Raw genomic sequence first — 16524 nt, 5'->3', positions numbered from 1 at the left:
TGAGGGATTGCAGTACATGAGGATGAGGAAGCTTGCCGTGGTCGCGGCGCTGGTGACCATGGCTACCGGAGTAGCCGCAGGCACTTCGGTCGCGGCACCGCAGACCGATGCGGACCCGGTGAACTACACCGCGCGCGCCACCGACACGTCATCGATCATCTCGACGGATTCCGGCTCGCTGGTGGTCGAGGACGAGGCGTTCAAGATCAAAGCCGCGGACGGCACCACCGTCGCGGCGACGCCGTTGAAGCTGAAGATCGACGACTTCGAATTCCCGATCGCCGCACAGATTTCCGAGCGCACCGCGACGCTCACCCCGCAGATCGACCCCCAGCACGCCACCTACAAGCCGGTCGCCCTGCCGTTCGAGGACAAGGCGCCGTGGAAGTCCGAGTACGACCGTGAGCAGGCGGCCTGGAGCCGACTGACCAGCACGATCAGCGCGGGCGCGACCATCGGCACCCTCGTCGGCGGTCTCGGCGGCGCGGCCGTGGGCTGCGTCCTCGGCGGCATCCTCGGCGCCACCGCCGCCTCGGCCACCATCATCGGCCTCTTCGGCCCGTTCATCCCCGCCGCCGCCATCGGCTGCCTCGGCGGCATCATCGCCGTCGGCGCCCTCGGCACCGTCGCCGGCCAGATCCTGGTGACCGCCCCGGTCGCCATCGGTGCGGCAATTCAGTATTTCACCACAATCAATCAGCCTTTCGCCCCGGCGAAGTAAGGCGCGGTCGCCACTGCCGCGACAAAACCCCGCTCAGCATCCTCTCGCTGGGCGGGGTTTTTCGCGTGCGAACGCCTCGCCCAACCAATCCCGAATGCCGATGGGTACGAATGTCTCCTCGTACGGTGAATCCAGGGCGAAGCAAAGAATTGACGAAGAGGGCGAAGGAATCGGGACCGAGTACCTCGGTACCGAACAGCGCACAACGAACTTGGAGGATCCATGCTCGTCAGTTCACGCGTTCTCGCACGTGCCACGCTCGTCGTGGGGGTTGGTCTCATGATTCCGACGCCGGCCATCGCGCTCGCCGGGCCACCGACACTGTGTACAGACCAGCAGGAACGCGACGCCGAAGAAAAACCTGACCCGGTTGCCGTCGACAAGTGTGGACAGTTGCGAGTTCAGAGCGCGGAGGCCCGGCGCAGCAGCGTCCCGGTCTCGGAGGATCCGGAAAAGATCACACCCTTCAAACTGAAAACAGGTCAGGGTGTCGAACCGCAAACGCAGCAATCATTGTTCGGCGACGCCGAGTTTTCGGATACCGGCAGCGTGAGCGCCTACGAAAACGCGGCGATCCGTGCCGCCTACTACACCGGCTTCTACACGGCCGAAAAAGGGGGCGCTCTGTACTTCGACCCGGTCAAGGTCGAGTCCGCGTCCGACCCGGAGCCGGATAAGTCGCTGAGCAACTACCTGTACAAGAAATCCGGGGGTGGCACCGTCGACAAGCATGACGACAAAACCCTCCCACCGAAGTTGCTGAACGCCAAGACAACCGCCGCGGCCGCCCGCGCCCGCGCCCGGCTGCTGGCCGGCGAGCATCCGGACATGCCGGAATCGACGGAATCGCACGGTGACGACATGGAAGCCGATATGGCAGCCGATGCGGCCGCAGAGGCCGAATTCAGGGACACGGCCCCCGGCGATACGGTCGAGAATCGCATCAAGGCCAACAAGGCCGAGGCAGCGGCGGTCGATGCCGCACGAGCGGCCGGGTGGCCCATCTAAGTCTCGCTGACCTGAGCACGTCCCACCCAGAACTGCGCTCGCCTGGGCGGGGCTTTCGTCCGCGACCCGCTCGGCTCCGGCTCGGAGCGGCCGTTGTCCGCTCGGCGCGAGCTGATGATCGGCTCCGTCCGGGCGTGCCCATGCGCGCCCGGGTAGAGCTTTCTGCGTGCCACGGCGGCCAATGGCGGACCACGTATCGCCAACGCTCGTCCGCGACCTGGGGAAACGGTGTGTGCGAGAACACAGCGGCGGGTTGAGGCTTGGTGAGTTGCGGTCACCGGTGTTAATTTCATTTACATGTCTGCTGGCCGCTCGAACGCACTGCGGGTCACCTATGTGACCGCTGCGCTCGGTTTGCGGTTGCCGCTGACGCGCGAACTGTGTTGTCGCCCTTGCTGCAGCTGAGCCCTTCTTCCGGCTCGTTTGCTGCCTAGTCGCCCATGTAGGCACGTCTCGCCCGGCGCGGGACCTCGGCAAGGAATCTTCACCATGTCCCTTCCTACCCTTGAACGATCCGGCACCAGGGTTGCCAGCGGCCGCATTCGGGTCCAGCGACCCGTGGTCGCCCCGGAACTGCGCATCGCCGACAACCCGGCGGCCGCGGTGCTGCGGTCCGCCACCGGCGGTCCCGTCTCGCGTGACAATGCCGCGCGGTCAACGGGTTTGAGCATCGCCACGGTCAACCGCCAGGTGTCCGCGCTGCTTGCCGCCGGTTTGCTGCGCGAACGGCCCGACCTGACGGCGTCGGGTGCGGTCGGACGACCGCGGGTGCCCTTCGAGATCGACCACGAGGCGTACCTGACCCTCGGCATCCACATCGGCGCCGCGGTCACCAAGATCGTGGCGGCCGACCTGCGCGGCCGCATCCTCGGCGGCCTGGCCATCGCCACCCCGCAGACCGGCCAGGAATTCGCCACCACCACCGTCGCGCGCAGCGCCAAGGCGTTCCTGCAGCGGTGGCATCGGCGCAAGCCGCTCTGGGCGGGCGTCGCCATCGGCGGGCGGGTCGATCCGCTCACCGGCGTGGTCGACCATCCCAAGCTGGAATGGCAGGGCGCGCAGATCGGCGCCGTGCTCGGCGAGGTACTCGAGCTGCCGGTGTCGGTGGCGCCGCACGTCGAGGCGATGGCGGCCTCGGAGTTGTTGCTGCCCACCATCGAATCGCGCGATGCGGCCAACGGTCGCGTCGCCGGTCCGGAACGCGGCAGCAGCCTGTACTTCTACGTTCGCGAAACCGCCGGTGTCGCGGTGACTTTGGACGGTCGCGTGCACACGCCGAGCAACGGGCCCGGCTCGATCGCGCACCTACCCACCGGCTCCGACGTCGAATGCACCTGCGGCAGGCGCGGTTGCCTCGAGGTGACCGTCGGCGATCGTTCGCTGCACTCGCGGGCGGTCGGGCGCGGAATCATCCCGGCGCACAACGGAACCGCGGGCTCGACCATCCTGGATCTGTATCGTGCGGCCGAATCGGGTTCGGAACCGGCCCGTGAGCTGCTCGCCGAACGCGCGACCATCCTCGGCAACACCGTGGCCATGGTCCGCGACATGCTCAACCCGGACCGGGTGATCCTCGGCGGCCAGGCCTTCACCGGCTACCGCCCCGCCGTCACGCACGTGGCGCGCGCGTTCAACCAGGGCTCCACCCTCCCGCCCACCGACATCCGGATCAGCGGATTCGGCGGCAAGGTCCAGGAATTCGCCGCGGTGGTCACCTCACTGAGCGTGCTCTACGCGGACCCGCTCGCCGCTATCCGCCGGACGGCGCTGACCGACTGACAGCGACCGGAGACCGCTCAGCAGCCGACCGGCGAAGATCCGGCGTCAGCCCAGCAGCTGCTGAGCGGTTCCGCCGAGAACCAGTTCGCGCACTGCTGCCGAACGAGTGGCCCGCTCGACGGTGATGCGCGCGGTAACCGGGTCACCGTAGGGTGCGTCCGAGCCGAAGAGGGTGCGCTCCGGGATCTCCGTGATGGCCAGGCGGACGGCGAAAACGATACTGGCGGTGGATAGTTCGAGGTACATGCTGGGTGTGTCGCGGACCAGCTCGATGGCGTCCATCCAGTACGCGCCGCCGAGCTGGGACACCACCAGGGGCACCTGTGGATAGCGGCGCGCCAAGTCCGCGAGGGTGCGCAGATCGGCGGCGGTCGTGGGCGCGGCACCGTGCACGACCACCGGAAGCCCATCGTGGTCGGTGGCGGCCCGCAATACCGGCTCCAGTAGCGCTGCCCGATCCGGCGGCGGTGTCAGCTCACCGATACCGCGCAGCCCTCGGCCGACCACGTCGCGCTCGACGAGCTCGCCGACATCGGGTGCGTCGAGCGGCACCGAGCCGAAGCCGATGAATCGGTCCGGGTATGCGGTGAGCGCCGCATCGAGTTCACGCCAGGCTGTTTCGCGGCCCGCACCACCGCCTCCCGCGAGCGCCCGGTGCAGCAGGTCCATCTCCTGACGCAGCGCGGCCAGGTCTCGAGCTCGTTCGGGATGCGGTCTGGACATGAACAGCACGGTCTTGTCCACACCTGCCTCGTCGAGCAGCGCGATGTGGTCCTCGACCGGAACGTGTACGTGGCTGTGCGCGTCGATGATCAACGGTCCTCCTCAGGAATCGAGTTGCACCGCCGAGTGTTGATCCCTGACACCATGACAAGGTCAAATCATGCTGATCGGTGAGCTGTCCAACCGCACCGGCATCAGCGAACGCTTACTGCGCTACTACGAACGCGTAGGCCTACTCGCAGCCGAACGCCGCAGCAACGGCTACCGCGACTACGACGAGTCCGCCGAGCAACGCGTCACCCAAATCCGCGCCTTACTCGCCGTCGGCCTCCCCACCCGCGTCATCGGCCAGTTGCTCCCCTGCACCACCGACAACGGCGCACTCCGCACCTGCCCCCACGTCCTACCCGCACTACAGGACCGCCTAACCGAATTAGACCGCCGCGCAGCCGATTTGGCCACCGCCCGCGCCCTACTCCGCCGCACCATCGTCAACGCAAAGCGCTCACCCCCCGCCACACACCCCGCGGATCACCCTGCCCCGCAATAACTTTCCCAAGGCCTGCACCGAGTCGACCGACCTCCACACCGACGCGCCCTCCACCGCCTCGAGCCCCACGACTTGACGTACGAAGCATCCTCTTGACGTAGGTTGCAGCCTGCGTCAAGAGCACGCAACCTGCGTCAAGTGCGAGTCGGCGCTAGCGGTGCGGGTCGCCCGCGGTGGCGAAGAGGGCTTCCAGGGCGGTGATGAAGAAGGGGAAGTGGCCTGCGAAGCGTTGGAGGTTGCGGTCGCGGTCGAAGCCGCCGAACCAGTAGAGGCCGGGTTGGGAGTCGGCGGAGGGGTTCAGGTCGCGGAAGGCGCGGATCCAGTTGTCGGCGCGGCCGCCGATCACCATGAACGGCAGGGCGCGGGAGAAGACCGTTTCCTGATCGATGGGTGGGACCTGTTCGCGTCTGGTCGATTCCAGGCCGCGCTGGAGGGCGCGGATCTGGCCGGTCAGGGCGAGGCCGTGGGTGGTCCGGACGGGCAGGTACTTGGGCAGCAGCACGGTAGCGAGGCCTGCCAGCGCGATCGCCACACCGACCAGTGCGTGGCCCGAGGTGAGGGCCAGGGCGATCGTCGCGGCGATACCGGCGACGATCAGCGCGCCGCCCAGCCAGAGCGCCAGGCCGGGGCGGCGGCGGTCGAGGAAGGTGCCGCGGGCGACCGCGTCGGCGACGAGGGCGGTACGCACCGGTCCGGACTGCACCCGTCCCGGCGCGCGCAGTTCGGTGATGGTGGCGGCGTCGGTGCCGTCGGGTAGCAACGCCCGATAGACGACCTTCTCGTAGTCACGTAGCTGGTCGTCGGGCGCGTTCACCCGGGTGATCCGCCAGTCGGTCTCGCCGAGCGGCGTGATCCAGATGTACCGGCGCACCGCGAGATCCACCACCGTGGCGGCGATATCGACCGGGTCGACGTGCTCGTCCAGCAGCAGGCCCGCCTCGCCGGGCAGTACACCGTCGGGGGAGGTGAACTGCACTCGCTCACCGTCGCGCACCAGCGGATCGAGTGTCTCCGATCCGGTTGCGGCAGCGGCATTTCGGCGGCGAGCGCGCAGTACGAAGGCGGCAAGACCGGCCAGCGCGACCAGCAGCACGCCGAACGCGATGAGCACCGGCGCGGTGATGGCGAACGGTCCCGAAGCGCCTGTGTCGCGCACATCGGCATTGCTCGGCACGCTGCCCGGCGGCAGCTGCAGGGTGAGGTCGATCGCGTCACCCTTTTTCAGATCGGTCTGCTCCAGATGGAGCACGCCGTCGACCTCGGTCTTCACGTCGGCACACGGTCTGGTGTTGCCGGGCGGGCCGAGTTTGCAGTCCACGATGCCCATTTCGAAGCTCGGGCTGATCAGCGTGGCGCTGATCGACGCGATATCGCTGCCCATCACCCCGAGCCAGTTGAACACCTGACTGCCCGGTGCGTCATTGACCAGGTTGTGCACCGAATAGGTGAACGTCGACTCCCCTGGCTTCGCCTCGATGGTGAATTGATCGTTCGCCACCGTCGCCGTGCCCGCGCCCTTGGTGTCGACGTCGGTGACCTTGAAATAGCGCTCGACGTCGTCATTCACCTTCAGCCGCAACGGCAGCGACATCCGGAACGAGCCGTCCGCGGGCACATCGACCTGTTCGACCACCTCGAGCACGCCCTCGCGGCTGAGCTTCAGATCGGCGATGATGGTGACACCGCTCGGGGCGGGCTGGGTGTGGGCGATCGGGGCGGTCGCGAGCAATCCCACGGTGGCGAGCAGCAGCGCGCCTACGGCGCCCCCCCGAAAAGTCAGCATGGCTGCCTACTTTAGACAGCTTGCTATTCTGCGTCATCGGCTGTCGGTGATCATTGAGACGAGGGGGTACGGGGGCGTGACACAACCACCGTACGGATATGGACCGGTTCCGCCTGGTGGGCGACCTGTTCCGCCCCCGCCCGGGTACGGACAGCCCGCTGGGCCCGGATACGGTCCGCCGCCGGGTTACGGTCCGCCGCCCGGATACGGGCCGCCGCCGGGACAGCCAGGTTATGGCCAGCAGCCGGGATACGGGCAGCAACCGGGGTACGGCCAGCAGCCCGGTTACGGCCAGCAACCGGGATACGGTCCGCCGCCTGGTTATTCGCCGCCCGGATACGGTCCGCCGCCCGGGCATCGCGCACCGCCGCCGATGCCCTACGGTCCGCCCGGACGTCCGCCGCACACCCCGCGCCGCCGGTCCGGTGGTGGCGGCGCGTGGATCGCCGTGCTGGTCGTCGTGGTCTTCCTGGTCGCAGGCGGCCTGGTGCGCAACGCGATATCCACCGGCAAGGACAACAGCGCCGCGACGGGTCCCGCACCCAGCCTCACCTTCGCCCCCGACGGCGCCACTGGCCCGGCCGAGACCGGCGCTAATCCACTGCTGGCCGACCCGAGCGCGACGCTCATCCCGTCACGCTGCGCGTACTCCCCGTGGGGCACGCAGGTCGACGCCGCACGCAAGTTCTTCGAAAGCGCCGCGGGCTGCCTCGAGGCGGCTTGGAAACCGGTGCTGCAGAAGGCGAATCTGCCGTTCACCGCGCCTGCCCTCAACGTCAGCGCGACCACCACCGGCATCACCACCCCGTGCACCGGCTCGACCAGCAACTTCGCCGCCTTCTACTGCCCGGCGAACAAAACCATCTATATGCCGATCAGTCAGCTGCAGACCGACTTCTTCAAAGACAACTGGGTCGTCTACCTGTCCGTTTTCGCGCACGAGTACGGCCACCACGTACAGGCCATGTCCGGCATCCTGCGCAAGGCCAACAGTGACCGCGCCGATGCGGGCCCCCGCACCACCCGCGGTCTCGAGCTGTCGCGCCGAGTCGAGTTGCAGGCCAACTGCTTCGACGGCATGTACCTCAACTCGTCCTCCGGCGGCGGGTCACTCACCAACTCCCAGATCACCCTCGCGCGCAAGGATGCCTACGGTCGCGGCGACCAAGCCGGTGACATGCGCGACCACGGCACCTCCGAAAACGGTGGCCAGTGGTTCGAATCGGGTCTGGACAAGAACCGCACGACCCAATGCAATACCTTCACGGCGTCAGCGTCGGCCGTGAGTTAGTCGCGAAGGTCAAGCGGGCCGGGGACCTTCCACCCCGTCCGCGAAAGTGGTGCTCGGCCGACGGGCATACGTGTACTCCGGCGCCACGGTGATGACATCGCATACCTGCACCAGCTCGTCGGGCACGTCGCCCTCGAAATGCGCGGTGCTCGGCACGATCACGGCGTCCGTATCCAGCCGCCGCGCCACCGTCACCAACCGCCCGGTGACATCCTCGGTCTCCGCACCGAACACCACCGTTTTGGCGAGGTCATAACCGAACCGCTGCGCCAGGCTCCGGATCAGCACCTCATCCCACTGCTGCCGCGCTCCGGAAACATCTCGACGCAAGTACCCGACCGCCGCTGGACATCGCCTCATCAGACCACTCCCTTCCGCCCAAAACCATCCGGTAAACCGCCGTCCCCGGCAATGCCCGCCCACTGCCAGTAACCCGCCACTGCACCGGATTTCGCGAAATCCCCGCGCCGACTACCCCTGTTTCGCGGCCGCCTTCGCCTGCTTCTTGAATTCCCGTACCTGGGCCAGTGATTCGGCGTCCGTCACGTCGGCGACGGAGCGACGCGAACCTTCGTCGCCGTAGGCGCCTGCCGCTTCGCGCCAGCCGACCGGTTGGACCCCGCGCTGCTTACCGAGTAGTGACAGGAAGATCTTGGCCTTCTGGTCGCCGAAACCGGGCAGCGCCTTGAGCCGGCGCAGCACCTCGGCGCCGTCGGGCTTGTCGTTCTTCCACAGGTTCTCGGTTTTCGCGTCGTAGTTCTCGATGATGTAGCGGGCGAGTTCCTGGGCGCGCCGCGCCATGGAGCGGCCGTAGCGGTGGATGGCGGGCGGGGTGGCGCAGAGGTCTTCGAATTCCTGCGGGTCGGCCTCGGCGATGCGGTGGATGTCGAAGCCACCCATCCGGTCCGCGATCTTCTTCGGGCCGCGGAAGGCGTGCTCCATCGGATACTGCTGGTCGAGCAGCATGCCGAGCAGGGTGGCGAAGTGGTCCTCGGTCAATAGCTCGTCCGCCTCGACGTCTTGCGCCAGGCAAAGCTTGCGACTCATCGCCATTCCTTCCCACCGTGACAAATATGCTCGGACGGACTCGATCATCTCACTTGTCAAGACGGTGTGAAGGCGTCCTGCCCATCGCGATCGCACCGCACTGTCGGCCCGTCCAAATAGGTAGGCGTCGCGGATCTTCGCGTGGTTTGATGACGGTATGCAAGGGGGGTACGCGGTGACCGCTGGGCAGTCGCTGGAGGTAAACCGGTGACGGCGGCGGAGCGGGCCGCGCGGACGCTGACCGAACTCGGGGCACCGTGGATTACCAACACCGTCACCTCGGTAGTCGCCGGGTTCCTGGTGGATGCGCCCGCGTGGGGATTGTTCGTCGCGACGATCTCAGGCGTGATCCCGATGATCGTCATCCTGTCCGGTGTGCGGCGCGGTATCGCGAGCGATCACCATGTGACCGAGATCGAGGACCGCCACTGGGTGATACCGGTGATCCTGGCGATCGTGTACGCGGGCCTCATGATCGAGACCGTTCAGGGCGCACCGCGCGAGTTGATCGCCTGGACTGTGGCCGCGCTGACGGTATTGGTGGGGATCGGCCTCGTGACGATGCTCGGCGGCTGGAAGGTCAGCGTGCACACGGCAGTCAGCGCGGGCACGATAGTCCTGCTGGCATTGGTCTCTTCGCCGTGGTTCCTGCTCGCGCTGCCACTGACCGCGCTGATCGGCTGGTCGCGAGTATGGCTCGGCGATCACACCCGCGACCAGGTGATCGCCGGGGCCGCACTCGGCGCGGTGCTGGCCGCGACCGCGTACCTGTACACCGTCACGTACCCCTGACCGACGGCACCGTGACGGGCCTCACATCCCTGCCGTGCACCGCTATGGGCCCCCGCGTAGGCTCCACCGCATGCCTCAGCAGACGGCAGTACCTACATCGGCACCCCACGAGGTGGCCACGGCTAGGGATGGAAACGGGCCCATGGACACCTACACTTTGCGCCCCGATCGCTTCGATCGAGCAGGCCAGGATCAACTCGTCGACGTGCGCGACTTACAAGCCGCGCTGCCCGGTATCCGCAGGTTGCGGGACTGGGCGCACGACGCGCTCGCGCTGCGTCCCGGCGAACACGCACTCGATATCGGCTCCGGCACCGGCACGGAGGTGATGGCCTTCGCCGACGCGGTGGGCCCCGGCGGCGCGGCGGTGGGCGTCGAGCCCGACCCGAACCTGCTCGCCTCCGCGGAACGCCGTGCCGCGCAGACCGGTTCACTGGCCAAGTTCCATTCCGGCGACGCCTACGGCCTGCCGTTCGGCGCGGGCAGTTTCGATGCCGCGTTGTGCGAGCGGGTGTTTCAGCATCTGACCGCACCCGCGCGGGCCGCCAACGAGATCGCGCGCGTGCTGCGTCCCGGCGGCCGCGTCGTGGTGATGGACAGCGACTGGGGCACCGCGATCGTGCATCCCGGCGAGCGTCAGGTGGTCCGCGAGGTGGTCGACACGTTGATCTCCGCGACCACCAATCCGTTCTCCGGCCGCAGGCTGCCCGGGCAATTGACCAAGGCGGGCTTGGTGATCGACGACATCGGCTCGCACGCGCTGGTGCAGGATCGCACCGTCGGCGTCGGCTCGCTGGTCACCCGCATCTCCGCGATGGCGGTGGCGCGCGGCGTGATCACCGAGGAGCAGCGCGACCGGCTGGTCGAGGACCTCGAGGCGGGCGCGGCCAGCGGCGACATCCACCTCTCGGTGACGATGTTCGCGGTACTCGCGCACAAGCCGAACTGACCACGGACTCCACAGCGGGCGCGTACCTCGGTACGCGCCCGCTGTTTTCGTCTACTTGTCGAGCAGCTTCTCGGTGGCCGCGAGCAGCACGCAGGTGGCCAGGCCGTCCATCGCCTTCTCCAGTTCGGGCAGCTTCGGGAAGCTGGGCGCGATCCGAATGTTCTTGTCCTCCGGGTCATTCCGCAACGGGAAGGCCGAACCGGCGGCGGTGAGCGCGATGCCCGCATCCTTGGCGAGGGCGATCACCCGCCCCGCGGTGCCCTCCATGACATCCAGGCTGACGAAGTAGCCGCCCTTCGGCTCCGTCCAGGACGCGACCTTGGACGCGCCGAGCCGGTCTTCCAGAATTCGCAGCACCGCAGCGAATTTCGGCTCCAGGATGGCGCGATGCTTCTGCATGTGCGCGCGCACGCCGTCGGCGTCCTTGAAGAAACGCAGATGACGCAGCTGGTTGATCTTGTCCGGGCCGATGCTCCGCTTGCCCGCATGCCCGAGGTACCAGTTCAGGTTCGCGGTGGAACCGCCGAGGAAGCTGACGCCCGAACCGGCGAAGGTGATCTTCGAGGTGGAGGCGAATACCAAGGGGCGGTTGGGGTTTCCGGCCGCGGCGGCCATCCCGAGCACGTCGTACACGGGGGCCGCGGTATCGGTCAGCGGGTGCACGGCGTAGGCGTTGTCCCAGATCAGCCGGAAGTCCGGGGCCGCGGCCGGCATCGAAACCAGTTCCCGGACAACCTCTTCGGAGAAGGTGACGCCGGACGGGTTGGAGTAGTTCGGCACCACCCACATGCCCTTGATCTGCGGATCGTTCGCGACCAGCTCGGCGATGGCGTGCGCGTCCGGGCCGTCGTGGTGCATCGGGACCGGGATCATCTCGAAGCCGAGCACCTCGGTGATCGAGAAGTGCCGGTCGTAGCCGGGGGTCGGACACAGGAACTTCAGCTTGTCCTCGGCGGCCCAGCGACGCTCGGAGTCGTTGGTGCCGTACAGCATCGCGAAGGTGAGCACGTCGTGCATGAGCTCGAGGCTGGCGTTGTTGCCGGCCAGCAGGTTGTCCACCGGGATGCCGAGCAGCTCGCCGAAGATCGCACGCAACTCCGGAAGTCCGTGCTGGCCGCCGTAATTGCGGCAGTCGGTGCCGGTGCCGTCGCGGTAGTCGCCGTCGCCGGGCAGCGAAAGCAGGTCCAGCGACAGGTCGAGTTGTTCCGGCGAGGGTTTACCTCGGGTCAGGTCCAGCGTGAGCTTCTCGGTCTTGAGCGTCGCATAGTTCGCGTGCTGAGTCTCGTGTTCGGACACGAGTTCCTCGTGGCTCATCAAACCGATCTGCGTTTGCCGGGGCATCCTGGGCAGCCTTTCGAAGCAGCGGGGACGTGGGTTGTGGCCGGACCGATGTGCGGCGGCCGGACGTGCCAGCCCGCCGAGCGCATCGTGCGTCGCCGGACCGTAGTTCACGTTACCCGTGCGTTGCTCGGATTTGGAGGCGTTATTCGACAGCCGGGCGGCAGGCCTGGCGGGCCCCTCAAAAAATAAGGGGACCCCGCGCACCCGGCAGAGCCCATTGACCCTTGCTGCCTTCCGGCCCTGGGGGAGTTCACAGGATGCGCGCCGCGCGGGATCCGTCGGCCAGTGTAGCCGCTCCCGCGCCCACCCCTCTGCGCCGGGTACCCGAAACGGGGTCAAAACCGGGCCGAACTGGGACTTTCCTGGTCCGAACGGACCCGTTTGGCGTCAAGCGTCCCCCACCCGGTATGCTGCTCCACGGAGGATTCGCCTAGTGGCCTATGGCGCTCGCCTGGAACGCGGGTTGGGTTAACGCCCTCAGGGGTTCAAATCCCCTATCCTCCGCAGTGGCAAACGCCTCTGACCGCCTTAATCGGCTGGTCAGAGGCGTTTTTCATAATTCGCAGTCGCCGTGCTCTCGCCAAATCTGCACGAGGCCGGGCCATTTGGACGGCAAGAGACCCGGACCGGGCCGACGGATCAGCGGCCGAAGCGGGCGTTCACCCAGACCAGCGCGTCGTCGAACGACGCATCTAGGACGCCGCGGTGATCGATGCCCGGGTAGTTGCGGTAGTTGACGGGCTGGCCGGACGAACGTTGCTGGGCGACCATCGCATCGGTGCCCTGAGGCGCCACCGTGGTGTCGCTGCGGCCCTGCAACACCAGCAGCGGGGTGGTGAAGGTCAGGGAGCTCGGGTCGTTGTCGTTGAGGACGCGAGTGAGTGCTTTGATGTCGGCGTCCCTAGTGAACACCTCGCCCGCGCGCAGACCACCCCAGGAATCGTCGCCGCGCAACTGGCCGATACAACGATCGTCAGCCTGCGGTAACAGCGCCAGTGCCTTGGGAGTCAGGAATCTGGCCGGATCGATCTCGGCGACGGTCTGCGCACCGCGAATCAGCAGCGGTAGGAACGCAGCATTTCCAGGCAGCTGGGCGCCACCGGAGGTTGCCGCTACCTTCGCCGCCTCGACGGCCGGGCCGAGATGGGAGGCCGGAGCCAACGCCACCGCACCGAGCAACTGCAACTCGGGCACCCAATCCTGCGCTTGCGCGTCAGCGAAGACGGCGGCCTGCCCGCCCTGGGAGTGACCGATCGCAACCCAACGAGTGCCGACGGACGGATCTATGTCGTGGGCCGCGAGCGCGAAGTCGGCGACGGCACGCTGTTCGGCCGTACCGATGAGATAGCCGTGCGCACCGTCGGTGCCCAACCCTTGATAGTCGGTCTGCGCCAACGCATAACCGGCCGCCACCCACTTGGCCTGCACGCCGCGCACCAGCGAGGTGTAGTCGTGGGAGAGATAGTCCGGACCCGTATCACGTGAGGGCGCACACACATCGGCGACGCCGGTGGTGCCGTGCGCCCAGGAGATCAGTGGCCAACCGCCCGCAGGCGGTTGGCCTTGCGGCACGGCCAGGGTGCCCGATACCTCGACAGGTTGCCCATGCACATCCACCGACCGATACGACACCAGATAGTTGCGCGCCCCGGGGATACCGGGATCTGCGGTCAGCGGGCGCGTCGAGACGACCGAACCATGCCCACCGGCTGGCACATCCGCCACCGCAGGCCAGGGCACGGCCGAAAAGGCCAGCACCATCGCAACCCCCGCGATACCTCCCCGCACCCCTCGCCCTATCGCTGTCCGCAGTCGCATCTGCGCACCTCCATCCTCATCACGACGAGCACGCTCCCCGCCCCGTCGAAGCGGTAGGTCACGCAATCGACCCGATACACCGCTTCGTCGGTGAACGTCATGCCGGTGCGGCCCTGCCATCCGCGCTCGCACTCGCCGCTCCGCTCATCGTCTCGATGAACAGCCAGCGGAAGAGATCACCCTTCGAGTGAATCACGTTGCAAGACGGTTCAACACGAAATACCCGCAGCGTGATTGTTATGGGGCCGTACGGTGCGGGGTTCATCGATGCGGTTATGCCTGAACAACTTTCGAGCGGTTGCGGTGGGTTCTTCGCGCGGTATGATCATCGGTTCCGCGTGGGTGCGCGGGTGCTCGAGGGCTGAGGGTTCGGCCGGTGGGGGAAGATCGTGCAAGACCAGTGGTACAACCATGTCGATTCGGGTGCGGGTGGTGGGCCCGGCGATGGTCAGACGCCGTATGGGGTTCCCGACGGTGGGCAGCTGTGGATGGGTGATCCGGGGGCGTCGCCTGCCGGGCAACCGGGTCCAATGCCTGAAGCCACTGCGCGGCCGAGTGGGCGGCGGAAGTGGGTGTGGCTCGCGTTGGTCGCGGTGCTCGTGCTGGTCGGGTCGGTGTCGGTCGGCGGCTACTTTCTGCTCCGGCCGGAACCGATAGCGTTGGCGGTCGGTGACTGTGTTTCGATCGACACCGCGATACCGATCGAATACGGCTGTGCCGACAGCAAAGCGACGTATCGCATCACGGCTCGTGAGGCGGTGATGTGGCCGATGGAGTCGGCGTGCATGAAGTATTCCGACGTCACCAAGGCCGTCGGCGATACTCCGGGGCCGAACGCCGAGGTTGCGCTGTGCCTGACCCCGACCCGGTTCAACACCAATGATCCTGGCGCGTTGCAGCCCGACGACTGCGTCGAGGTCACCGGCGCGGGTGACAGCGTGCATCGCATTCCGTGCGCGGCCAACAAGTCGACCCGGGTGCTGAGCATCGAGTTGCATCGACAGGTTCCGGTTACCGATCAGGCGTGCCGTGATCAACCGAAAGCCAGGCAGGCGTTCGCACAAGCTTCACTTGGCGGGCGAGCCATCGTGCTGTGCGCGGTTGTCAACGATCCGCAGAATCTCGACTCGGCACAGGTCGGCGACTGCACCACCAGGGAGCTGCGCCAGATAGTGCGGTGCGATTCTCCGGATGCCAACCTTCGGGTGCTGACGGTCCGCGCGCTGCATCAACGGCCGACGAAGCCACAGTGTCCAGATGTGTTGGGCGCCAACGCCTTCTCGATGACACACAACGACAAGGCGGATCTGGTGCTGGCGATCTGCCTCGGCCCGGCCGCCGACAACGCCGTCATCTACTCGAAGGTCGGTGACTGCGTCGCCTCCGGCGGTACCGGCCCCGCGGACCGGTCCCGACGCGTCGACTGCGCGGACCCGGCCGCCACCCACGAGGTGATCGACCGGCACGAGTCCAATGACGGCAATTGTCCGGCGAAGTCACCCGCCTGGATCACCTTCGATCCAGGCGTCACGAACGGCCTGACGATCTGCCTCGCCCGCAGATAACGCGGTCCCCGAACAGCTTTCATCCGGATTGCCTCGTCGGCGCCTAGTCGGGTCAGAACCGGTAGGCGTCGACCTCGTCGAGGTAGCGGGCGCGGGTCGGCTCATCGATGAACGAGGCTTCGAAGGAGTTGCGAGCCAGGGTGCGCAGCTGATCGGCGGTCAGGTCCAAGGCGTCTCGGATGCCGTCGAAGTTGTCCTGCACATAGCCACCGAAATAGGCCGGGTCGTCGGAGTTCACCGTGGCGACCAGACCGAGATCCAGCATCTGGCGCAGCGGGTGATCGGCGAGCTTGTCGATCACCCGCAGCCGCACGTTGGAGAACGGGCAGACGGTCAGCGGGATTCGCTCGCGTACCAGGCGCTGGACCAGTGCTGGATCGTCCAGCACCCGGATGCCGTGGTCGATGCGTTCGACGCGGAGCACATCCAACGCCTCGGCCACGTACGCCGCCGGGCCCTCCTCGCCGGCATGCGCTACTGCCCGCAGGCCAAGCTCGCGAGCCCGCTCATAGACCGCAGCGAACTTGGCGGGCGGATGACCGACCTCCGCCGAATCGAGTCCGACCGCGACGATCCGATCGAGGTACGGCTCGGCGGCCTCGAGGGTTTCGAGGGCGGATTCGACCGACAGGTCGCGCAAGAAGCACAGGATGAGCTTCGTCGTGATGCCGTACCGCTGCTCGCTGTCACGCAGCGCCGCCCACAAACCGTCGATGACGGTCGCGAAGGGCACCCCACGGGCCGTGTGCGCCTGCGGATCGAAGAAGATCTCGGCATGCCGGACGCCGGCCGCGCGGGCACGGACCAGATACGCCTCGGCCAAGTCGGTGAAGTCCCGCTCGACCCGGAGCACGTCCGTCAGCCGGTAGTACAGGTCGAGGAACGACTGCAGATCCTCGAACCGATAGGCGTGATGCAACTCATCCACCGACGCGAACGGCAGCTCGGCCCCATTACGCTCGGCCAACGCGAAGGCCAGCTCCGGCTCCAGCGTTCCCTCGATGTGCAGATGCAATTCGGCTTTCGGTACAGACACCCCGGGGATCCTAGCCTCGGCCGGTGGCCGACCTGCCACGTGTGGACGACCGAGGATCATGCCTGGAGCGGCAACTCCCGAGACGAGATACCCACGTCACAGTGCGTCGCCGGTCGTAGGC

Annotated in this window: 15 protein-coding genes, 1 tRNA gene and 1 other RNA gene; 9 read left to right on the top strand and 8 right to left on the bottom strand. The window is 67.2% G+C overall.

Features of this window, described 5'->3' with window-relative positions; all coding sequences use genetic code 11:
• Positions 1 to 16: 16 nt before the first annotated feature.
• The 3 genes from ACFWF1_RS04475 (at position 17) to ACFWF1_RS04465 (ending at position 3508) form a co-directional block, all read left to right on the top strand.
• Positions 17 to 721 (top strand): hypothetical protein, encoded by a 705-nt coding sequence (locus ACFWF1_RS04475; RefSeq protein ID WP_379281831.1) that lies wholly within the window; start codon positions 17 to 19, stop codon positions 719 to 721.
• A gap of 222 nt (positions 722 to 943) precedes the next feature.
• Complete coding sequence (locus ACFWF1_RS04470) at positions 944 to 1729, top strand: hypothetical protein (RefSeq protein ID WP_379281830.1); 786 nt, start codon at positions 944 to 946, stop codon at positions 1727 to 1729.
• A 489-nt stretch (positions 1730 to 2218) separates the two neighbouring features.
• Entirely contained in the window at positions 2219 to 3508 is a 1290-nt protein-coding gene (locus ACFWF1_RS04465) for an ROK family protein (protein ID WP_379281829.1), read from the top strand.
• Positions 3509 to 3553: 45 nt separating this feature from the next.
• On the opposite strand, the gene ACFWF1_RS04460 is transcribed toward ACFWF1_RS04465, so the two are convergent.
• The gene (locus tag ACFWF1_RS04460) at positions 3554 to 4324 is read right to left on the bottom strand and encodes an amidohydrolase family protein (protein WP_379281828.1); all 771 of its coding nucleotides are present in this window, start codon (positions 4322 to 4324) and stop codon (positions 3554 to 3556) included.
• Positions 4325 to 4391: 67 nt separating this feature from the next.
• Here ACFWF1_RS04460 and ACFWF1_RS04455 point away from each other — a divergent pair, with 67 nt between their 5' ends.
• Entirely contained in the window at positions 4392 to 4781 is a 390-nt protein-coding gene (locus ACFWF1_RS04455; RefSeq protein WP_379281827.1) for a MerR family transcriptional regulator, read from the top strand.
• 151 nt (positions 4782 to 4932) lie between these two features.
• Here the strand turns inward: ACFWF1_RS04455 and ACFWF1_RS04450 are convergent, their stop codons facing one another.
• The gene (locus tag ACFWF1_RS04450; RefSeq protein ID WP_379281826.1) at positions 4933 to 6564 is read right to left on the bottom strand and encodes a DUF2207 family protein; all 1632 of its coding nucleotides are present in this window, start codon (positions 6562 to 6564) and stop codon (positions 4933 to 4935) included.
• A 76-nt stretch (positions 6565 to 6640) separates the two neighbouring features.
• Here ACFWF1_RS04450 and ACFWF1_RS04445 point away from each other — a divergent pair, with 76 nt between their 5' ends.
• Entirely contained in the window at positions 6641 to 7855 is a 1215-nt protein-coding gene (locus ACFWF1_RS04445; protein WP_379281825.1) for a neutral zinc metallopeptidase, read from the top strand.
• A 9-nt stretch (positions 7856 to 7864) separates the two neighbouring features.
• Here ACFWF1_RS04445 and ACFWF1_RS04440 read toward each other — a convergent pair whose 3' ends face one another.
• Entirely contained in the window at positions 7865 to 8215 is a 351-nt protein-coding gene (locus ACFWF1_RS04440; RefSeq protein ID WP_379281824.1) for a hypothetical protein, read from the bottom strand.
• 111 nt (positions 8216 to 8326) lie between these two features.
• Positions 8327 to 8902 carry an HhH-GPD-type base excision DNA repair protein gene (locus ACFWF1_RS04435; RefSeq protein ID WP_379281823.1) on the bottom strand — a complete coding sequence of 192 codons (576 nt, stop codon included), beginning with the start codon at positions 8900 to 8902 and terminating at the stop codon, positions 8327 to 8329.
• 207 nt (positions 8903 to 9109) lie between these two features.
• On the opposite strand from ACFWF1_RS04435, the gene ACFWF1_RS04430 reads away from it, so the two are divergent.
• The gene (locus ACFWF1_RS04430) at positions 9110 to 9694 is read left to right on the top strand and encodes a phosphatase PAP2 family protein (protein WP_379281822.1); all 585 of its coding nucleotides are present in this window, start codon (positions 9110 to 9112) and stop codon (positions 9692 to 9694) included.
• 142 nt (positions 9695 to 9836) lie between these two features.
• Positions 9837 to 10643 carry a methyltransferase domain-containing protein gene (locus ACFWF1_RS04425; protein ID WP_379281821.1) on the top strand — a complete coding sequence of 269 codons (807 nt, stop codon included), beginning with the start codon at positions 9837 to 9839 and terminating at the stop codon, positions 10641 to 10643.
• A 51-nt stretch (positions 10644 to 10694) separates the two neighbouring features.
• Here the strand turns inward: ACFWF1_RS04425 and ACFWF1_RS04420 are convergent, their stop codons facing one another.
• Both ACFWF1_RS04420 and ffs read right to left on the bottom strand, forming a co-directional pair.
• Positions 10695 to 11984 (bottom strand): aminotransferase class I/II-fold pyridoxal phosphate-dependent enzyme, encoded by a 1290-nt coding sequence (locus tag ACFWF1_RS04420; protein WP_379281820.1) that lies wholly within the window; start codon positions 11982 to 11984, stop codon positions 10695 to 10697.
• A gap of 185 nt (positions 11985 to 12169) precedes the next feature.
• Positions 12170 to 12264: signal recognition particle sRNA small type (gene ffs, locus ACFWF1_RS04415), an RNA gene on the bottom strand.
• A gap of 139 nt (positions 12265 to 12403) precedes the next feature.
• On the opposite strand from ffs, the gene ACFWF1_RS04410 reads away from it, so the two are divergent.
• Positions 12404 to 12488, top strand: a tRNA-Ser gene (locus ACFWF1_RS04410).
• Positions 12489 to 12623: 135 nt separating this feature from the next.
• On the opposite strand, the gene ACFWF1_RS04405 is transcribed toward ACFWF1_RS04410, so the two are convergent.
• Positions 12624 to 13802 carry an alpha/beta hydrolase family protein gene (locus ACFWF1_RS04405; protein ID WP_379281819.1) on the bottom strand — a complete coding sequence of 393 codons (1179 nt, stop codon included), beginning with the start codon at positions 13800 to 13802 and terminating at the stop codon, positions 12624 to 12626.
• 530 nt (positions 13803 to 14332) lie between these two features.
• On the opposite strand from ACFWF1_RS04405, the gene ACFWF1_RS04400 reads away from it, so the two are divergent.
• Complete coding sequence (locus ACFWF1_RS04400; RefSeq protein WP_379281818.1) at positions 14333 to 15367, top strand: hypothetical protein; 1035 nt, start codon at positions 14333 to 14335, stop codon at positions 15365 to 15367.
• Between the two features lie 52 nt (positions 15368 to 15419).
• On the opposite strand, the gene ACFWF1_RS04395 is transcribed toward ACFWF1_RS04400, so the two are convergent.
• Complete coding sequence (locus ACFWF1_RS04395) at positions 15420 to 16403, bottom strand: adenosine deaminase (protein ID WP_379281817.1); 984 nt, start codon at positions 16401 to 16403, stop codon at positions 15420 to 15422.
• Positions 16404 to 16524: the final 121 nt, after the last annotated feature.

The organism is Nocardia sp. NPDC060255, assembly GCF_042727395.1.
In the GTDB taxonomy this organism is placed as follows: domain Bacteria; phylum Actinomycetota; class Actinomycetes; order Mycobacteriales; family Mycobacteriaceae; genus Nocardia.
Note: the sequence above shows the minus strand (reverse complement) of the source record. Positions and strands in the feature narration are given on the sequence as shown.

Excerpts from the sequence above, each read along its gene's own strand:
- ACFWF1_RS04440 (WP_379281824.1), bottom strand. The coding sequence starts at position 8,215 with ATGAGGCGATGTCCAGCGGCGGTCGGGTACTTGCGTCGAGATGTTTCC.
- ACFWF1_RS04405 (WP_379281819.1), bottom strand. The coding sequence starts at position 13,802 with ATGCGACTGCGGACAGCGATAGGGCGAGGGGTGCGGGGAGGTATCGCG.
- ACFWF1_RS04420 (WP_379281820.1), bottom strand. The coding sequence starts at position 11,984 with ATGCCCCGGCAAACGCAGATCGGTTTGATGAGCCACGAGGAACTCGTG.
- ACFWF1_RS04475 (WP_379281831.1), top strand. The coding sequence starts at position 17 with ATGAGGATGAGGAAGCTTGCCGTGGTCGCGGCGCTGGTGACCATGGCT.
- ACFWF1_RS04450 (WP_379281826.1), bottom strand. The coding sequence starts at position 6,564 with ATGCTGACTTTTCGGGGGGGCGCCGTAGGCGCGCTGCTGCTCGCCACC.
- ACFWF1_RS04455 (WP_379281827.1), top strand. The coding sequence starts at position 4,392 with ATGCTGATCGGTGAGCTGTCCAACCGCACCGGCATCAGCGAACGCTTA.
- ACFWF1_RS04400 (WP_379281818.1), top strand. The coding sequence starts at position 14,333 with ATGCCTGAAGCCACTGCGCGGCCGAGTGGGCGGCGGAAGTGGGTGTGG.
- ACFWF1_RS04425 (WP_379281821.1), top strand. The coding sequence starts at position 9,837 with ATGGACACCTACACTTTGCGCCCCGATCGCTTCGATCGAGCAGGCCAG.
- ACFWF1_RS04435 (WP_379281823.1), bottom strand. The coding sequence starts at position 8,902 with ATGAGTCGCAAGCTTTGCCTGGCGCAAGACGTCGAGGCGGACGAGCTA.
- ACFWF1_RS04465 (WP_379281829.1), top strand. The coding sequence starts at position 2,219 with ATGTCCCTTCCTACCCTTGAACGATCCGGCACCAGGGTTGCCAGCGGC.
- ACFWF1_RS04470 (WP_379281830.1), top strand. The coding sequence starts at position 944 with ATGCTCGTCAGTTCACGCGTTCTCGCACGTGCCACGCTCGTCGTGGGG.